At 64.4% G+C, this 18387-nt stretch carries 18 protein-coding genes and 1 pseudogene; 12 read left to right on the top strand and 7 right to left on the bottom strand.

Annotated elements, in window-relative coordinates; genetic code table 11:
- Window position 1: 1 nt before the first annotated feature.
- Window positions 2-1189 carry an efflux RND transporter periplasmic adaptor subunit gene (locus T5B8_RS03385; RefSeq protein WP_353176234.1) on the bottom strand — a complete coding sequence of 396 codons (1188 nt, stop codon included), beginning with the start codon at window positions 1187-1189 and terminating at the stop codon, window positions 2-4.
- 174 nt (window positions 1190-1363) lie between these two features.
- Here T5B8_RS03385 and T5B8_RS03380 point away from each other — a divergent pair, with 174 nt between their 5' ends.
- From T5B8_RS03380 to T5B8_RS03365, 4 genes are all read left to right on the top strand, one after another.
- Window positions 1364-2434, top strand: coding sequence for an alpha/beta fold hydrolase (locus T5B8_RS03380; RefSeq protein WP_353176233.1), 1071 nt, complete (start codon window positions 1364-1366; stop codon window positions 2432-2434).
- A 38-nt stretch (window positions 2435-2472) separates the two neighbouring features.
- Complete coding sequence (locus T5B8_RS03375) at window positions 2473-3954, top strand: amidase (protein ID WP_353176232.1); 1482 nt, start codon at window positions 2473-2475, stop codon at window positions 3952-3954.
- 12 nt (window positions 3955-3966) lie between these two features.
- Window positions 3967-4146 carry a hypothetical protein gene (locus tag T5B8_RS03370; protein WP_353176231.1) on the top strand — a complete coding sequence of 60 codons (180 nt, stop codon included), beginning with the start codon at window positions 3967-3969 and terminating at the stop codon, window positions 4144-4146.
- A 66-nt stretch (window positions 4147-4212) separates the two neighbouring features.
- The gene (locus T5B8_RS03365; RefSeq protein ID WP_353176229.1) at window positions 4213-5070 is read left to right on the top strand and encodes a PLP-dependent aminotransferase family protein; all 858 of its coding nucleotides are present in this window, start codon (window positions 4213-4215) and stop codon (window positions 5068-5070) included.
- A gap of 371 nt (window positions 5071-5441) precedes the next feature.
- Here T5B8_RS03365 and T5B8_RS03360 read toward each other — a convergent pair whose 3' ends face one another.
- The 4 genes and pseudogenes from T5B8_RS03360 to T5B8_RS03345 form a co-directional block, all read right to left on the bottom strand.
- Window positions 5442-5639, bottom strand: coding sequence for an RES domain-containing protein (locus T5B8_RS03360; RefSeq protein WP_353176228.1), 198 nt, complete (start codon window positions 5637-5639; stop codon window positions 5442-5444).
- A gap of 115 nt (window positions 5640-5754) precedes the next feature.
- Window positions 5755-5970 (bottom strand): annotated as a pseudogene (locus T5B8_RS03355) (RES family NAD+ phosphorylase); the annotation flags it as partial.
- Window positions 5971-5978: 8 nt separating this feature from the next.
- Window positions 5979-6356, bottom strand: coding sequence for an antitoxin Xre/MbcA/ParS toxin-binding domain-containing protein (locus T5B8_RS03350; protein ID WP_293623698.1), 378 nt, complete (start codon window positions 6354-6356; stop codon window positions 5979-5981).
- Window positions 6357-6476: 120 nt separating this feature from the next.
- Window positions 6477-7157, bottom strand: coding sequence for an arylesterase (locus T5B8_RS03345; protein ID WP_502950775.1), 681 nt, complete (start codon window positions 7155-7157; stop codon window positions 6477-6479).
- On the opposite strand from T5B8_RS03345, the gene T5B8_RS03340 reads away from it, so the two are divergent.
- From T5B8_RS03340 to T5B8_RS03325, 4 genes are all read left to right on the top strand, one after another.
- Complete coding sequence (locus T5B8_RS03340; RefSeq protein ID WP_353176224.1) at window positions 7151-7831, top strand: ABC transporter ATP-binding protein; 681 nt, start codon at window positions 7151-7153, stop codon at window positions 7829-7831. The genes T5B8_RS03345 and T5B8_RS03340 overlap by 7 nt on opposite strands.
- Window positions 7821-10343, top strand: coding sequence for an ABC transporter permease (locus T5B8_RS03335; RefSeq protein ID WP_353176222.1), 2523 nt, complete (start codon window positions 7821-7823; stop codon window positions 10341-10343). Before T5B8_RS03340 ends, T5B8_RS03335 begins: the two co-directional genes overlap by 11 nt.
- Window positions 10344-10429: 86 nt before the next feature.
- Complete coding sequence (locus T5B8_RS03330; RefSeq protein ID WP_353176220.1) at window positions 10430-10966, top strand: 2,4'-dihydroxyacetophenone dioxygenase family protein; 537 nt, start codon at window positions 10430-10432, stop codon at window positions 10964-10966.
- 46 nt (window positions 10967-11012) lie between these two features.
- Window positions 11013-11477 (top strand): hypothetical protein, encoded by a 465-nt coding sequence (locus tag T5B8_RS03325; protein ID WP_353176218.1) that lies wholly within the window; start codon window positions 11013-11015, stop codon window positions 11475-11477.
- Window positions 11478-11497: 20 nt separating this feature from the next.
- Here T5B8_RS03325 and T5B8_RS03320 read toward each other — a convergent pair whose 3' ends face one another.
- Window positions 11498-12385 (bottom strand): LysR substrate-binding domain-containing protein, encoded by an 888-nt coding sequence (locus T5B8_RS03320; protein ID WP_353176216.1) that lies wholly within the window; start codon window positions 12383-12385, stop codon window positions 11498-11500.
- Between the two features lie 110 nt (window positions 12386-12495).
- Between T5B8_RS03320 and T5B8_RS03315 the strand changes: the two genes are divergently transcribed.
- Window positions 12496-13146, top strand: a complete 651-nt coding sequence (locus T5B8_RS03315; protein WP_353176214.1) for an FMN-dependent NADH-azoreductase — start codon at window positions 12496-12498, stop codon at window positions 13144-13146.
- A gap of 47 nt (window positions 13147-13193) precedes the next feature.
- On the opposite strand, the gene T5B8_RS03310 is transcribed toward T5B8_RS03315, so the two are convergent.
- Window positions 13194-13691, bottom strand: a complete 498-nt coding sequence (locus T5B8_RS03310) for an Hsp20/alpha crystallin family protein (protein ID WP_353176212.1) — start codon at window positions 13689-13691, stop codon at window positions 13194-13196.
- A gap of 177 nt (window positions 13692-13868) precedes the next feature.
- On the opposite strand from T5B8_RS03310, the gene T5B8_RS03305 reads away from it, so the two are divergent.
- The 3 genes from T5B8_RS03305 to T5B8_RS03295 all read left to right on the top strand — a co-directional run bounded on the left by T5B8_RS03305 (window position 13869) and on the right by T5B8_RS03295 (window position 17763).
- A complete protein-coding gene (locus tag T5B8_RS03305) occupies window positions 13869-15143 on the top strand; it encodes a PQQ-dependent sugar dehydrogenase (RefSeq protein ID WP_353176210.1) in 1275 nt (424 codons plus the stop codon).
- Between the two features lie 214 nt (window positions 15144-15357).
- On the top strand, window positions 15358-15642 hold the full coding sequence (locus T5B8_RS03300) for a hypothetical protein (RefSeq protein WP_353176208.1): 285 nt from the start codon (window positions 15358-15360) through the stop codon (window positions 15640-15642).
- 84 nt (window positions 15643-15726) lie between these two features.
- Window positions 15727-17763, top strand: coding sequence for a TonB-dependent receptor (locus T5B8_RS03295; RefSeq protein WP_353176206.1), 2037 nt, complete (start codon window positions 15727-15729; stop codon window positions 17761-17763).
- Window positions 17764-18387 lie beyond the last annotated feature (624 nt).

The following is an 18387-nucleotide window of genomic DNA, read 5'->3' as shown; positions in this document are numbered from 1 at the left end:
ATCAGCCCCCGGGCTGCGAAAGCCGCAGGCTTCGGCCATCGTTGTCCGGCGGGATGGCCGATGGCCCAGCCGAGGCGGAGCGCTCGTCGCGTATGCGCACCGGTTGCCCGGCTTCCAGGCTTTCGTTGCCGCGCACCACCACGCGATCGCCGGCCTCGAGACCGTCGAGCACTTCCACCTCGTTGTTCGCGCTGCGCCCGAGCGAAACCTGGCGCTTGACCGCGCGCAGGGTGCCGTCGTCGTCTTCGCGCACCAGCCACATGCGTGTGCCCCCGCCGGGCACACGCACGAGCGCATCCCGGGGCGCGATTACCACGGCCTCGGCGCTTGCAAGTTCCAGCATTGCCTTGGCCGACATGCCGGGCGTGAGTGCGCCGTCACGGTTGTCCACGAACATGCGCACCAGGAAACTGCGGGCCGTGGCATCGCTGGCGCCCACGATCACGTCCACCTTGGCGTCAATCGGCGCGTCGATCGGCGTTTCCGGCTCCACCCGCACGCCCATGCCCGGCTCGATGAGTCCGAAATATTGCTGCGGCGCGTATACGTCCAGGCGCAACGTATCGGTGGCCACCAGCGATACCGCCGGCGTGGTCTGGGCCACGTATTCGCCCGGGTCCACCATGCGTGCGCGTACCACGCCATCGAAGGGCGCGATCAGCGTATGTCGTGCCAGGCGTTCGCGCTGGGCCGCCACTTCGGCGCGCAGGCGTTGCACCGCCGCCGCGCGTACCGCCACCTGCGAACGCCGGGCCTCCAGTTCGCTTTGCGACACCGCGCCGCGCCCGGCCAGCCGATCGGCTTCGCGCAGCAGTCGTCGTGCTTCTTCAAGCTGGGCGGCGGCTTCGTCGGCCGAGGCCTGGAGCGTGTCCAGTTCCAGCCTGGAAAGCGCCCGGTCGAGTTCGATGAGGGTATCGCCGGCCTTGACCCGGTCGCCGGCATCCACGGCCACCGTTTCGACCAGACCGGCGATACGCGGCGTTACGTCGGCATCCCGGGGCGAGGTGAGCGTGCCGTAAAGCGGCACCGTCTGCTGCCAGCGGCGCTCGTCCACGCGCACCGTATCCACCACCACCGCCGGCTCGGCCGCGGCCAGCACCGCGCTGGTCAAACCCATGAACGCCGCCAGCAGCCAGCGCAGGAATTGATTCTGCGCTGCGCTGCGCGGCGCCTGTATGCGATCGCTCACCCTGCCCCCTTCGGCTGTCGGGCCTGTCGTTGGCGACTGCCCGCCCAAAAAATGCGTCTCAACCACCCGCTACTCCTATGGAACACGCCTGGACGCATTCGGTTCCACACGCTGGTGGTCGGTCGACGACTGTGGGTATGCTGGCCGCCATCGGTTCTTCAACGCTCGACCGCCATGAATCCACGCGCCATTGCCTGTGCGCTGACCTTCGCCGTCTGCAGCACGGCCTTCGCCGCCGCTCACGCGCAAGATGCCAGCAACAACGCCCAGGCTGCCGATCTCGGCCCCAATCTGGAAAACTACGACTACCCCTGGCCGGTTTCGCACTTCGAGATCGATGAACCCCAGGGCAAGGTATCCATGGCCTATATGGATATCGCCCCCACCGATGACATCCGCAACGCGCCGGTGGCGGTCCTGCTGCACGGCAAGAACTTCTGCGGCGCCTACTGGCAGGATACGGCCCAGGCCCTGGCCGACAACGGCTATCGGGTGATCGTGCCGGACCAAATCGGCTTCTGTAAGTCCGACAAGCCGGCGGCCTACAGCTACAGCTTCCATCACCTGGCTGCGAACACGCAGGCGCTGCTGGCATCGCTGGATATCGACAACGCCACGATCATCGGCCATTCCATGGGCGGCATGCTGGCCATGCGCTATGCGCTGATGTACCCCGACACCATCGAACAGCTCGTGCTGGTCGACCCGATCGGCCTGGAAGACTGGAAGGCCAAGGGCGTGCCCTATCGCGGCATGAACGCCTGGTATGCCCGCGAGATGAAAAAGGACTATGCCGCCATCAAGTCCTATCAGGTGAAAAGCTATTACGACGGCGAATGGAACGACGATTACGCCGAATGGGCGAAGATGCTCGCCGGCATGTACACCGGCAGCGAGGCCGACAAGTCCAAGGTCGCCTGGGCCCAGGCCGCAACCTACGACATGGTCTATACCCAGCCCGTGTTCTATGAATTCGAGCAGATCGACGTGCCCACCACCCTCATGATCGGCACCCGCGATCGCACAGCACTCGGCAGCGATCTCGTCTCCGACGAACTTGCCGCCGAGCTCGGCGATTACCCCGCCCTCGGGCGTAAAGCCGTCGCCCGCATGCCCAACGCCGAACTGGTGACGTTCGAAGGCATCGGCCACCTGCCGCCGATCGAATCGCCCGAGCTGTTCAAGCAGGCGCTGTTCGACGCGCTGAAAACGCCGCGCAGTGAAAGCGACAGCGACAGCGAATAACGCATATCAAGTTCGAGAACGACAAGGATAACGACCCGATGACCGATATCCATCAACTCAGCGCCGGCGAACTGGCCGGCGCCATCGCCCGTGGCGACATCTCCAGCCGCGTAGCGCTCGACCACTATCTGGAACGTATCGAAACGCTGGGCGAACCGATCAACGCCGTCGTGGCCATGGATATCGAAGCCGCCCGCCAGCGCGCCGATGAAGCCGATGCCGCGATCGCGGCCGGCCAGAACTGGGGGCCGCTGCACGGCGTGCCGATGACGATCAAGGACACCTATGAAGTCGCCGGCCTGCCCACCGTGGTCGGCGAGCCCAAGCTCAAGGACTATCGCAGCAGCGACGATGCCGTGGCCGTGGCCCGGCTACGCGCCGCCGGCGCGGTAATCTTCGGCAAGACCAACACGCCGCGCCTGGCCCAGGATGTACAGACCTTCAACCCGATCTACGGCACCACCAACAACCCCTGGAACACCGAGCGCACCTCGGGCGGCTCCTCCGGCGGCGCGGCCGCAGGTCTGGCTGCCGGCTTTACGCCCCTGGAGCTGGGCTCCGATCTGGCTGGCTCGATTCGTACACCGTCGAGCTGGTGCGGCGTGTACGGGCACAAGAGTTCCTACGGCGTGATTCCCATGCGTGGGCATATCCCGGGGCCGCCCGGCACCCGCAGCGAACCCGATCTGTGCGTGGCCGGCCCGCTGGCTCGCCATCCGGCGGATCTGGCCCTGGCACTCGACGTCATGGCGGGCGCCGACAGCATCGAAGCCAGCGTCTGGCAGGCGAAGCTGCCCGCGCCCAAACCCACGACGCTTGCCGACTTCAAGATCGGCTATCTGTTCGAGCACGACTTCTGCCCGATCTCGTCAGCAGTCAAGGCACGCCTGGAAGACGCGCTGGAAGCCGCCCGCCGCGCGGGGGCTACGGTCACGAAGCTCGACGACCTGCCGGGCGGTTTCGAAGCCAGCTACGAAACCTACGACCGCCTGCTCAACGGCTTGGTCGGCGCCTCCATCCCCGACAAGCTCTATAACAAGGCCCGACGCGGCGCCAAGTTCATGGGCCTGGTTGGCAAGAACGACATGGGCACTGTCGGCGGCTTTGCCGAACGCGCCACCACCAGCCATCGCGACTGGGCCAAGGCCGACGAAGCCCGACACAAGCTGCGCGCCAAATGGCACAGCCTGTTCGCCGACTACGACGTGCTGCTGCTGCCCAGTGTCTGCGTACCCGCCATAGCCCACGATCACGGCGGCAATGTGCTTTCGCGCAAGATCGACGTGGACGGCAAAAGCCACGGCTATACCAATCTGTTCCGTTGGATCGCCCCGGCCACCGTCGCCGGCCTGCCAGCCACCAGCGCCCCCGTGGGCCTGACCGACGACGGCCTGCCCGTGGGCCTGCAGATCGTCGGCGACTACGGCCACGACCGCACCACCATCGCCTTCGCCCAGCATCTGGCCGCCGCGGGCGTCGAGGCGCCGGCCTGCCCGTACGCGACCAAGGAAAGCGGCTAATCCGGCGATCGCATGGATCTGCAGACACGCCATGGGCTGACTCCCATCATCAATGCAGCGGGGACCTTCACCCCGCTGGGCGTGTCGCGCTCGTCGCCGTATGTGGCCCAAACGGTGGCCGATGCGCTTGGGCAATTCTTCGTTATCGACGAATTGCAGACACGGCTAAGCCAGACCGTCGCCGATCTATAAGGCGCCGAGGCCGCGGCGCTCACCCACTGCGTCGCCGCAGGCATCACCGTGGCCGTCGCAGCGGCGATGACCGGTACAGACCAAGCCAAGATCGCGGCATTACCCGATACCCGCGGCATGCCGAGCCGTGTGGTCATTCCGAACGCTCATGTCGTGAATTACGGCCATCCGATTCTCACCGATATCCGCCTGGCAGGCGCAACGCCGATCCAGGTCGGCGACCCGGCGGCATGCGAGATCGCCGAGCTGGACGCCGCCCTGGCCCACCCCGAAACCGCCTGTCTACTGCTCGTTTCGTCGCGTCTCACTCAAGGGCCGCGGGTTGATTTCGACGCAGCGGTTAGCGTTGCGCACAGGCGTGGCATTCCGGTGATCATCGAGGGGGCCGCGCACGATATTCGTCTCGACGAACTGCTGGATACCGGCGCCGATCTGGTGCTCGTGAGTGCACACAAGTACCTCGCCGCGCCGCCCGCCGGCCTGATGATCGGGCGTGCCGATTATGTGGCCGCGTGCCGGGCCCAGGAGCGCGGCATTGGCCGGGGCATGAAAGCGAGCAAGGAAGCGTTATGCGGTGTGCTTGCCGCGCTCGAAGAACGTGCTTCATCCCACCGCGATACATGGCGCGACGAACAGGCCTGCAAGGTCGCCTGGTTTCTGGATCAGATGCAGGCGGTGCCCGGCCTCACGGCCAGCGAATGGCCCGATCCTTCACAGGCGCCGTTTTCGCGCGTCGTGCTACAGCTCGACTCGCCAGAGCACGCCACCGCGCTGACCCAGGCGCTCGCCAGCGGACGCCCCGCGATTCGCGTCATGGAACACGCCCTGGCCCATGGGCAGATCGTATTGGAGCTCGTGCCGCTCGATAACAGCGAACTACATCTGGTCGCATCGCGGATCGCGGACGCGCTTCGGCCGGATTAACACTACCGCCTGATGCGTACGAGCTTCGTTCTCGCGAATAAGAAAGTCCGCAGATCAACGCAGATGCTCGCAGATGCGGTTGTGTACTTTCGCGGCGTATTCGATACGGAATACGAAACGGCGACAGAGTGATCGAGACGCTTCGCGCCAAGGCTTGGTTCCGCACTAAAGCCGCCATACCGGGGCGCTTGATTAGGTCCAGCGTTCAGCATGCGGCATGAACACCAGCCCAAACGGCTTTCGATCGCTCTGTCTTTCGGCTTATTCGCGTTCATTTGCGGACAATCGGCTTGCTTGAGCGCGGCCCACTGCGTTTCATACATAACCGAGAAGCGCTTTGAAACGGGCGCAAAGCTAAAGCGCCTGATTCATTAGCGCCAGGACCGATCATCGCGCGGCAGCCGGTGCCAGTCGTCGTTCACGGCCACCTGGCACGGCGGTGTGGCTTGCCAGCGCCAGAACACGATATTGCGGTCGCCTCGACTGGCGCCCACCGCAAACGAGGGCACGACAATGGCGCCGACGCCGGCCGCGATCAGCCGATCGGCCAGTGCCCAGCTCGGCGGCATTTGCCCCTTCGTAGGCGATCAGTTCCCAGGCACAGCCCAGATCTTCGAATGCCACGTTGGCCACGTCGCAGGCTGCCGGCGTTGACAGGTCGAGCACGCTTTCGTGCACGATGGCGTAGCTTACGATGGTGAGCGGTTGGAGCTTGTAGGCCAGGCCCTGGTGCGCTTCCGCGATGGCGAGTTCGTAGCGGCTACTGGTATACAGCGCCGGCACGCCGGGCCGGTTGAACCGCCCGCCATGCTTGGCCGCACCGGCGCCGGAGTCGGGCGCGAACGACCAGCGCGGGTTATGCGCGCGATAGACCGTACCGCTGAAATAGTCGCCCGCCATGCCCGGCCTTAGGCATAGCCGCCTTCATTGATGCGCGACAGATAGGCTTTCACGGCATCCGCGCGCCCTTCCTTCACCAGTTCTTCGGCGGTCTGATCGCCGAACGACGGCAGGGGCTGCGAGCGATACCAGGCAAACGCCTGGTTGACCGAACCGGCCCAGGGCTGGGCCCGGTTGATGATTTCTATCATGTCGCGCATGCGCGTCTGCACGCGTGCGGCGCGCTCGCGATGGCTGCGTCGCAGGGAGTCAACGCCAATCCCCAACACATCGGCAAGCTGGGTTTTGTTGACATGCAGGCGCTGTGCGATCGCCCGGGATTCGATCGCCTCGTTGCCGGCGAGATGAAAGAAGCGGTCGTCGGTGTCGTTGATATTCATGGACATGCCATATCTTTAGCCACCAATGTGGTCATATTAGCATGTGCTCGCGGTTTGGCTGCCGGGTTGCCAGGCCGTGCTGAGGCGGCAGTCGATAGGGCAGCAGCCTCGACCGACCGGCAGAATTCACGGTTGTGCGGCGGCCGTCGCCTTGGCATCGATCAAGGGCGCAAGCTCCGGCCAGACGGCATCGAGCATCGCGGGCTGGGCCTTGGCGTTGGGGTGCACGCCGTCGTTCTGGAAATTGCCGCGATCGGTGGCGATGTCTTCCAGAAAGAACGGTACGAAAGCGACCTCGGTTTCTTCGGCCAGATCGACGAACGCCTGGTGAAACTGGTCGGCATAGCGCTTACCGTAGTTGGAGGGAATACGCATGCCCAACAGCAGCACTTTCGCACCCGAATCGCGGCTGGCCTCGATCATGGCGGCGAGGTTGTCCTTCATGGTTTTAACCGGCAGCGCGCGCAGGCCGTCGTTACCGCCCAGCTCCAGAATGACCACCGCCGGCTCGTGGCGTTTCAGCGCGGCATCCAGCCGCCCACGCCCGCCGGCGGTGGTTTCGCCGGAAACGCTGGCATTGACTACTTCAACGTCGCGATCGTTTTCCGCAAGGCGATCGCGCAGTAGCGCCACCCAGCCTTCGCCGCGATCGAGGCCGTAACCGGCGCTCAGGCTGTCGCCGAAAACCAGCACGCTCGGCTGTGCGTATGCGAAGCTGCATGTCGCAAACAGCAGCGCTGCGGTCATGCTGACCCATACGCGCCGCGCCAACCCTTTTTCGGACCAAGAAACTCGGCTCAATGTCATCTCCTGCATTAGAAGCGGTCGATCTGTCCAAGACGATCGAAAGCGGTGAGCGTGCGCTCACCATCCTCGACGGTATCGAACTATCGCTGAACGCGGGCGATACGCTCTCGATCGTGGGTACGTCCGGCTCGGGCAAATCGACGCTTCTGGCCCTGCTCGCGGGGCTGGATACGCCCAGCCGCGGCAAACTCTCCCTGCTCGGACGCGAGATGTCGGATCTCGACGAGGATGCACGCGCGGCCTGGCGCAGTGGCCAGGTGGGCTTCGTGTTTCAATCGTTCCAGCTGCTCTCCGGCCTGTCGGCGCTGGATAACGTCACTCTGCCGCTGGAACTGACCGGCGCCGATCTGGGCGAGGCACGCGAAACCGCGCAGGGGCTGCTCGAACAGGTGGGCCTGGCGCATCGCATCAAGCACACGCCGCGCCAGCTCTCCGGCGGCGAACAGCAGCGCGTGGCCCTTGCCCGCGCCTTTGCCTGCCGGCCCAAGATCCTGTTTGCCGACGAACCCACCGGCAACCTCGACGGCGCGACCGGGGCCGAAGTGATCGACCAGCTGTTCGAACTCAACGCTGAACAGGGCACCACGCTCGTGCTGGTCACCCACGACGAGGACCTGGCCGCCCGCTGTGCCCGACGGACCCGGCTGGCCGACGGAAAGCTGCATGAGGACTGATCGCACCTCCGCCGTACGGCTGGCCTGGCGCCAGATCGGGCGCAGCCGGCGCGACGGCTCGGCCTGGATTCTGCTGATCGCGCTCGTGGTGGCCGTGGCCGCCGTGGGCGCGGTCAGCCAGATGACCGATCGCGTACGCGCCGGCATGGAGCGCCAGGGCGCGGCCACGCTCGCCGGCGACCTGGAACTGGAACTGCGCGCGCCGCTGGATGAAAAGCGGGCGGCCATTCTCGACGAGATCGGCGTGGCCCATCACGGCGTGACCGTGTTTCCGAGCGTGGTCAGCCAGAACGACGACGAGATCACGCTGGTCTCGGTCAAGGCGGTGCAAGACGGCTATCCGCTGCGCGGCGAAGTCACGCTGCGGCGCGGCGCCCCGGACAGCCCGACCGAAACGATCACTCAGCCCCCCGAGCCGGGTACGGCCTGGGTGGCCCAGCGTATTCTCGATGCCCAGCAGCTTGCGGTGGGCGACACGCTCAACCTCGGCGATGCACGTCTGAAAATCGCCGCCGTACTGGTCATCGAACCCGATCGCGGCCAGGGCTTTGCCAATATCGCACCGCGGGTGCTCATACGCGATGCCGACGTGCCCGCCACCGGCCTTCTCGGCCCGGGCAGCCGGGCGAACTACGACGAACGCATCGCCGGCGAACCGGCCGCGCTCGAACAGGTGCGCGAACGTCTGGAGCCCACCCTGCAGCCCGGCGAGAGGTTGCGCACCCCGGCCGAATCCAACCGCGCGCTGGCGCGGGCGCTGGATCGCGCCGACGTGTTTCTGGACCTGGCCGCACTCGTGGCCGTGGTACTCGCGGGCGTCGCCATCGCGCTGACTGCGCGCCAGCATGCATCGTCGCGGCTGGATGAAATCGCCCTGCTCAAGACCCTGGGTGCAGCCCGTGGCTTGATCGCCCGGCTGATGGCCTGGCAGCTGGTATTCGTGGGCGCGATCGGTATCGGCCTCGGGCTGCTGGTTGCCTGGCTGGCCCAGCTGGGTATTTCACAGCTGATCGCCCGCGCCTTCGAAATACAGCTGCCCGCGGCCTCGTGGCTCGCCCTGTGGCCGGCCGCGGCCACCGGCGCGGTGCTGCTGGCCGGGTTTGCCTGGCCGGCGCTGGCCCAGGCCCGGGCCACGCCGCCGGCACGGGTGCTCGCCCGCTCGCTTGCCGAACAGCGCGGGCGCATGTGGCTGATCTATGCCGCTGCACTCGCAAGCGTCGCCCTGCTGGCGGCGGCCGCCACCCGCGATATCACGCTGACCGCCTGGGTCGTGGGTGCGACTATTGGCGGCACCGCCGTGCTGTGGGTCGTCGCCCTGGGCCTGCTGGCCGGTATCGACCGGCTGCGCCCACGCATCGGCAACCGCGGCGGGCCGGGCCTGCGGCTGGCGCTGTCGGCCCTGGCACGCCGACGCCAGGCCAGCGCGCTGCAGATCGTGGCCTTCGGCATCGGCCTGACCATGCTGTTCATGCTGGTGATTGTCCGCGGCGACCTGCTCGCCGGCTGGCAGGCGGATATCGCCGCCGACGCGCCCAATCGTTTCCTGATCAACATCACCCGCGAACAACAGCCGGCGGTCGCCGAACGTCTGCAACAGGCCGGTCTGAACGCGGACTTCTACCCGCTGGTACGCGGGCGGCTCACGGCGGTGGACGGCACCGCGATCGCAGACGACGCCGAACTGGCTGAACAGGCCGGCGAGCTGACCCGGCGCGAACTGAACCTGTCGTGGATCGACACGCTGAAAAACGACAACCGTATCGTCGCCGGCCAGTGGTTCGATGCGGACGATACCGGCAAGCCGCGCATGTCCATCGATACCTCGGTGGCCGAACGCCTGGGTGTGGACGTGGGCGATAGCCTCACCTTCGACATCACCGGCACACCGGTCACCGCCACCATCGAAAGCATTCGCGAAATCGACTGGTCCAGCCTGCAGGCGAACTTCTATGTGCTGTTCGCGCCGGGCGTGCTGGACGAATTCTCGGCGACCTATATCACCAGCCTCTACGTGCCCGACGACGCGCACGGCGTGATCGGTGCACTGGTGCGCGAATTCTCCAATATCAGCGTGATCGATATCGCCGCCATCCTCAAACAACTCACCACGCTGATCGACCGGCTGAGCCTGGCCATCGAGCTGGTGTTCGGCTTCACCCTGGCCGCCGGTCTGGTGGTACTGCTGGCCGCCATGCAGGCCAGCCGCGCCGAACGGCTACGCGAAGCCGCACTGCTGCGAGCGCTCGGCGCGCGCTCGAGCTGGCTGCGTCAGGCTACCTTCGGCGAGTGCCTGCTCATTGGGCTGTGTGCGTCGCTGCTGGCAGCCGCGATCGCCCAGGTCACCGCCATCGTGCTCGCGGTGTGGGTGTTCGACCTCGACTACGCCTGGCGCTGGCCGCTGTGGCTGATCGCAATCACTGTCGCCACCGGCGTAATCGCCCTCTCCGGGTTGGCCTCGCTGCGCGATGTGTTGCGCCAGCCCGCCTGGACCACGCTGCGGGCCAACGATTGATCGCGACCGGGCGGGCGACGTTGCACGCACTCGGCCGGACATCGACACTCGGCGTTGACCAATAATAATCAGACCGAGGCGCGACCATGCCCACCAAAGCACCAACCAGCGAATTCTGGCGCGATATCCCACCGATCCCCAACAGCTTCAAGCCCGATACGCTGCCGGAAGTGCATATCGCCAACGCGCCCACCGAGGACGAACGCTACTACGTGCCCTTCAACGATACGGTGTCCTCGCGCCCGCTATGGATATCGCCGTCCTCGAACCGCTGGTGCGACGTGCTCATGGCCAAGGGCGCGGGCCTGGTCAATCGCCACTACCACCCCAACGAAGTGTTCGCCTACACCATCTCCGGTAAATGGGGCTATCTGGAACACGACTGGATCGCCACTGCCGGCGACTTTGTTTACGAAACGCCGGGCGAAGGCCATACCCTTGTCGCCTACGAACACGAAGACCCGATGCGGGTGTTCTTCGTGGTGAAAGGCCCGCTCATCTGGCTCGACGAACAGGGCGAGTCGGACGGCTATTTCGACGTCCACGACTATATCGCCCTCTGCCGTGAGCACTACGACCGGGTAGGCATCGGCGCCGATCATATCGATACGCTGTTTCGGTAAGCACACACATACTTAAAATACAGCTCAATTTCTAAAGGGGAATACCTTGCTATCGAATATTCTTGGTATTGCAGGTCTTGTAGTCGGCATAGCTGGAATAGCATATGCGCGATACGAGAATAGAGAGAGAGCAAAAGCAGAGCGCTTTGTCCGAGCTGCGGGGTGGGATTTATACAATAAAGCTAGCAACCAAAATGGGCACGTACAAATTGTTTCCGATCTTCTCATCAAGGCGCCCGAAAAGAATATCGAGGCAATAAACCAGATATCTAAAGCTGATGCATTCGGACAATATCTACTACGTGATGCTGCAAAGCTCATTCACCATGTTGAACCGAAATTTGACGAAGAGCTAATTATAAGATGGGTAGAGTCTGAGAGAGTTTTCTCTGGGCACAAAGAAATATTTATGGCCCTTACCCCGTCAATTGACACAAAGTATAAGCATCGAAGCAAAGATGACGACAGATCGAGCGGGAGGGGCGACAACCAAGCTGACAGGCCTCTTTGAATCGATACGAACTCGCGCAGCTATTTACGCTGATCGCCCGCAAGCGCGTTCTTTAGCCAGGCAATGAACAGAGCCGCGCGGCGCGTGTGGGCCTTCAACGGCCCGGTAATCAGGCGATAGGCATGGCCGGGCATGCGAATCTCCGGCCGCCAGGCCACCAGCCAGCCACGCGCGACCATATCCCGTACCAGCAGTTCGCTCACCAGCGCCACGCCCTTGCCGGCGAGCGCCGCCTGAACCACTTCCTGCTCGTGCGCGAAGGTGCGTAGCTTCGCCTCGTCCAGCGGGCCGACGCCGGCCTGCACTTGCCATGTGGCCCAGTCGATAGGGGCCAGCCGCGCGTCCGGCCAACACGTGGCCAGTCGATCGACCGTCTCGATCGGCACACCCGCGGCGAGATAGGCCGGGCTCGCAAACGCCCCCACCGACTCGCGCACCAGAATACGGCTGTCGTCGGTATCGGGGTCGGCGGCTGAATACCGAATCGCGATATCAACCTCGCGATCGCGCTCGAGATCGACGGGCTCGGTCGAAGACACCAGTCGTATCCGCAGATCGGGATGGCGCTGCTCGAAGTCGTCGATACGCGGGGCCAGCCATAGTGTGGCAAACGCCGGCGTGGTGGAGATCGTCAGGCGGTTTTCGTCATCGCGCAGTGCGGCGACGGCCGCCTCGAGTTCCGAAAACGCACGCGTGGCCGCCTGCGACAGCTGCAACCCGGCCTCGGTCGGCGTAATGGCGCGCGTGCGGCGTACGAACAACGACACGCCCAGCTGTGCCTCAAGCCCGCGAATATGGTGGGACACGGCGGTGGGCGACAAATGCAGTGCCTCGGCCGCTGCCTTGAAACTACCCAGCCGGGCCGCGGCTTCGAATGCGCGTAGCGCCGATAGCGACGGGAACGACACCCGCACCCCGCAACAGATGAATTTAGCGCATCTATAGACGCTTTCTTTGCTTTTGTCACGGCAGTCGCCCGACTGGATAGTTGCAGCCAACACATCCCTTGGACCGACCCATGACCACCCTCCTGCGTATCGACGCCAGTGCCCGCCTCAACCGTTCGCTCACTCGCATGCTCGGCGATCTGTTTATCGCCCAGTGGCAGACAAACGAACCGACGATCGAACTCATCCGCCGCGATATCGGCATCGAGCCGCCGCCGGCCGTGTCTGAAGACTGGATCGCCGCGGCCTTCACACCAGCGGCCGAGCGCAGCGACGCACAAAACGCGGCACTGGCCCTGTCCGATACGCTGATCGACGAACTGGAACAGGCCGACGTACTGGTAATCGCCACGCCCATGTACAACTACGGCCTACCCGCCGCACTGAAGGCCTGGGTCGATCAGGTCGTGCGGATCGGGCGGACCTTCAGCTTCGATCTCGCCCGCGGCGACCGGCCGCTGGAACCGATCCTCGGCGGCAAGCAACTGGTGGCGCTGACCGCATCGGGGGAATTCGGCTTCGGCCCAGGCGAATTCAACGAACACGCCGGCCATCTGTTGCCGCATCTGCGTTCGCTATCGGGCTATCTCGGGGCCGACGAAATCCATCATGTCGGGATCGAATATCAGGAATTCGGCGATGATCGTTTCGCGGCGTCGAAAGCGCAGGCCATCAGCCAAACGCGCGCACTGGCCGGCCGACTTTGCCAGTCGGCCACATAAAAAAACGGGGCCAAGCGGCCCCGTTTTCGGCTGTGCCGGGCAGGCGATCAGGCGCTTTCGGCCTGATCCTGCGTGTCCACCGTCGCGGTGCCGGTGTCGCCGCTGCGCACGGTGATACGCCGCGGTTCGCTGGTGGCTTTCTTGTTGATGGTCAGCCGCAGCACACCGTGTTCCGCGCGGGCTTCGATGTTTTCCTCGTCCGCGGTTTCGGGCAACGAGAAGCGGCGCACGAACGATCCGAAGCGACGCTCGCGATAGCGTGCCTGACCGTTGTCGTCGGTCTTTTCTTCGCTGCGTTCGCCCTTGAGCGTGAGCACGCCCTTGTCGAGGGTGACCTCGATATCCTGCGGGTTCACGCCGGGCACTTCGGCCTCGATGTGATACGCGTTGTCGGTTTCGCGGATATCCACGTTCGGCGTCCAGGCCCCGCCGGCCAGTGCCGGGAAGGCGTTGCTGTCCTGTACGAACATGCGATTAATTTCGTCGTTGAACTGCGCGAGCAGGCTGCTCGGTTCGAAACGGTTCTGATAACGCTGAATAGCCATAATCTACCCTCCTGTTTTTTCGCCCCGAATCAATGGGCTGCGTCGTTACATCAGCAACGATAGGGGCAGCGGATAACGTTTCAATAGTTATTTTATCGTTTTTTTTGGACATTTTGCCGGGGCCGACCGGTAACTGATATAACCGACCCATCGATAACAATGCCCAACGGATAAACGATGCGAACGCTTACGTTACCCACGCTCTGTGCGACAGCACTGGCCGCGACGGGTCTTTTGACCGCCGGCCACGCCAGCGCCGCGGCCGATTGCGAGACCGCCGGCCTCGACCTGCCCGACGGCTTCTGTGCCACCCAGTTCGCCGAGGACGCCGGCAAGCCGCGGCATCTGGCCGTCGCCGATAACGGCACGGTGTATGTGAATCTGGCCAACAATGTCGACGGCCACGGCCTGATGGCGCTCCGCGACAGCGATGACGACGGCGTGGCCGACGAGCGCGAAACCTTCGGCGAAGGCGGCGGTACCGGCCTGGCGATCCATGACGGCTGGCTCTACGCCGCGACCGTCACCGATATCTATCGCTACAAGCTCGACGATAATCTGGTGCCGCAAGGCGAGCCCGAACATATCGTCACCGGCCTGCCGCAGCAGTCCTCGCATGCCGCACGCGGGTTGGCGATCAGCGATGACGGCCAGCTGTTCGTCAACAACGGCGCGCCGTCCAACGCCTGCCAGGAAAACGACCGCCAGCCCGGCTCGAAAGGTCAGGAGCCCTGCCCGCTGCTCGACAACCACGGCGGCATCTGGAAATTCTCGGCCACCGAAACCGGCCAGACCTTCGAGCCAAAAACCGAATACGCCACCGGCCTGCGCAACATGTTCGCGCTGGACTGGTACGACGGCCAGCTCTACGGCGTTCAGCACGGGCGCGATCAGCTGCATTCGAACTGGCCGGACACGTTCACGCAGCAGCAGAGCGCGCATCTGCCCGCCGAGGAACTGTTCGCCATTGATGAAGGCGATCACTTCGGCTGGCCGTTCTGCTACTACGATCCGAAACAGGACAAGAAAGTCCTCGGCCCGGAATACGGCGGCGACGGCGACAAGGTGGGCCAGTGCGCCGACTACGAACAGCCACTGGCGGCCTATCCGGCCCACTGGGCGCCCATGGATATTCTGTTCTATGACGGTGACAGCTTTGGCTCGAAATACAACGGCGGCGCCTTCATCGCCTTTCATGGCTCCTGGAACCGCGCGCCCAGTCCGCAGGCCGGTTATCGGGTGATTTATCAGCCGTTTGAAAACGGCCAGGCCACCGCCGACTACGAAGACTTCGCCGGCGCGCCCGGCTTTACCGGCAGCGGCGAAACCGTGGCCTCGCCCGGCAGCGCCGACCATCGCCCGGCCGGCCTCGCCCAGGGCCCCGACGGGGCGCTGTATATCAGCGACGATGCCGGCGGCACGATCTTCCGGGTCGTCGCAGCCGACGAGTGAACATCCTCGGCGCAACAGCCTGACCGGCAGCATGGCCCCGTTTGTATCGCAGGCGGGGCTTTTTTCGATGGGTACCGGGCGATGGCGTTATGCGCCCACCGCGGCGCGTGTTCGCAAGCCGTATCGGTGTTCAAAAAAATACTGTCTACAAGTTACTTTATAACGTAATATAGCCAGCGCGCCGGGTCGGCGCATACCTGGATTCGAACAGGCCATGGGGAATCACAAGCTACGCTGCGCGCTCGTGCTGGTCGTACTACTGTGCGCCCAGGCGCTGGCGTTCGCCCATGCCTTCGAACACCCCATCGCGCTCGGTCACGGCGACCATGTCTGCGTGCTGTGTGCGCACGATCACACCGGCAGCGCGCCGCCGGGCGCCGCCGCGATCACGCTCGGCAACGCGCCGGCCGATCTCGCCACCCCGCCTATCAACACCGGCCCTACGCCACCCGTCGCCAACGGGCGTACGGCGCGCGCGCCGCCTTTGTCTTTCGTCTGATCACACGCGCTTTTCCTGCTGCCCAAGGCGGCATTTTTCGCGAATTCGTAGTCCGTATTCGCTTATCAGACGGAAACCCTCTACATGGCTTATTCAAACGTTGCACGCCTGCTCGTGCCGGCGGCCGGTGTGTGCCTGCTCGGCGCAGGCCAGCCCCTATTTGCCCAATCCGATACCGCGCCCGGCGACAGCCTGATGCTCGGGCCGATTTCGGTGGAAGCCCTGGCTTTCGACGATCAGGACCCGAGCCAGGCCATCGAAGCCGCCACCGTGGTCGCCGGCCCGGAACTGGTTCGCAAACGCGGCCAGAGCCTGGGCGCGACGCTCGCCGATACGCCCGGCATCAGTTCGGCCGACTTCGGCCAGGGCGTGGGCCGCCCGGTCATCCGTGGCCAGTCCGGCGCGCGCGTACGCGTACAGGAAAACGGGTTGTCCTCGGCCGATGTCTCCACGCTCAGCCAGGATCATGCCGTGAGCATCGACCCCTACTCGGCACGCCAGGTGGAAGTGCTCAAGGGCCCGTCGACTCTGCTCTATGGCTCCGGCGCGATCGGCGGCGTGGTCAATGTGGTCACCGATCGCATTCCCATGACCGCGCCCGACGGCGTGACTGGCGAGGCCACCCTCGAGCGTGGCGACAGCACCCTGGGCCAGCGCCTGCAGCGCCTGGACGTCACCGGCGGTATCGGCGATTTCGCCCTGAACGTGCAGGGCATGAAACGCCTCACCGACGACTACAAGGCCGACGACAGCCGCCTCATCGACAACAGTGAAACCGATACCGACACCTACAGCGCGGGTACCTCCTATTCCGGCGACTGGGGCTATGTCGGCGGCGCGGTCAGCCATTTCGGGCGCCAGTACGGCATTCCCGGTGAAGAGGCTCAGATTCGGCTGACCCAGGATCGCTACGATCTCAAGGGCGAGGTCTACGATGTCGCCCCCGGCCTCAAGCGGCTCGAATTCTCCGGCGCCTATACCGACTACCTGCATACCGAGGGCGAAGAAACCCCGGAAGCCTTCTTCGACAACAAAGAAACCGAACTGCGTATTGCTGCCGAACACGCACCAGTCGCCGGCTTTACCGGCATCTTCGGCTTGCAGGGCTTCGACCGCGACTTCAAGGCCTACGGCGAGGAAGAGTCGTTCGTGCCGGCCACCGAGACCCGCTCGATCGCGGCGTTCTGGGTGGAACAGCGCCCGCTCGACGACAACTGGACCGTCCAGGGCGGCCTGCGTGTCGAATACCAGGAACAGGACACCAGCGAAGGCCGCTCGGATGTCGACCACACCCCGATCAGCGTATCGCTGGGCGCCAAGCGCACCATTGGCGATCACTACGTGTTCACCGCCACCGCCGGCCGCTACGAACGCGCGCCCGCCACCGAAGAGCTGTACAGCTTCGGCCCGCACGAAGCCACGCTCACCTACGAACGCGGTAACGGCAGCTTCGGCGAAGAAGCCGCCAACAGCTTCGATCTGGGCCTGCGTCGTATCAACGGCCGGCTGCGTTTCGATACCAGCCTGTTCTATACCAAGTACGACGACTACATCTATCAGCGCTCGGTCGACGCCGGCCTCAACGCCGATGGCACCGGCACGCCGGCCTCCGACGGCATTGCCGACCGCGTCAACGAAGAAGGCGAATTCGAACCCGATGGCGAATTCCTGCTCATCGACTACGCCGCCGCCGATGCTACTTTCTATGGCGGCGAAGCCGAGATCGGTTACGACCTGATCGAAGGCGCGCACCGCCTGACCGCCCGCCTACTCGGCGACTACGTCCGAGCCGAACTCGACGACGACACCAACCTGCCGCGGATCACGCCCGGGCGTTACGGCGTGGGCCTGGACTACGACAGCAAGACCTGGCTGGGCACGATCGAAGCCCTGCGTGCGTCGCATCAGGACCACCCCGGTCCGCTCGAAGACGAAACCGCCGGCTATACCGACCTCACCGCCTTCGTGGGCTATCGCCTGGCCGGCTACGACGACACCGAAACCATGGTCTATCTGCGGGGCGACAACCTGCTCGACGACGAGATCATCCGCAGCACCTCGTTTCTGCGTGTCGCCCAGCCGGGGCGTAGCGTGATTGCCGGGGTGAACGTGAAGTTCTAGCTCCGCGTCGCTGAAACTGAAAGAGAAAACGCCTCGGCTTTGCCGGGGCGTTTTTTTGTTGGGCCTGTCCAAACAGCGATCAGGGCAGAGCAGGCGCGGCGTCGGTTTGCGGCTGAGGCTTCTCGGTCGAGACTTACTCGCTTCGGATCAACTCGACCATTGATTCAGAACCCGAAAATTTTCGAGTTGCCCGGCTTTCGGCACTCACGAGTTCGGCGTCCCTTCTGTTTCGCGCTGCAGCGCGACCCACTTTCGTTTGCTTGTCCAAACGAAAGTAGGCAAAGGAAAAGACACCCGGGTTACGCGTCGGAGCGAAGCGCGCCGAACCACTGCGATGCTCGGGCCGAAGGGTGCGGCCCTAGTCAATCAATATGGCTCGGATCGCTTTGGCGATCCTCAAACACCTTGCCGCACCGGCGCAGTGCGCCGGAAACCCTTCGGCCCTGTGCTTCTCGTTCGCTCCACACGGGGCCCGAATACAGGCGGCTAGCCCATAGAGCTGAGTTGATGCGGCTATCAACCGAAATCAGGGCACGTGTCTGCGTTCTTGTCGGATTACGCCTTCGGCTAATCCGACCTTGTATGTTGATACCCAGCGCCTGATACGCGACCAGGCGCTATGCG

Source organism: Salinisphaera sp. T5B8 (assembly GCF_040361255.1).
Taxonomy (GTDB): domain Bacteria; phylum Pseudomonadota; class Gammaproteobacteria; order Nevskiales; family Salinisphaeraceae; genus Salinisphaera.
The sequence above is the reverse complement of the archived record's forward strand: the minus strand, read 5'-3'. Positions and strand labels throughout refer to the sequence as shown.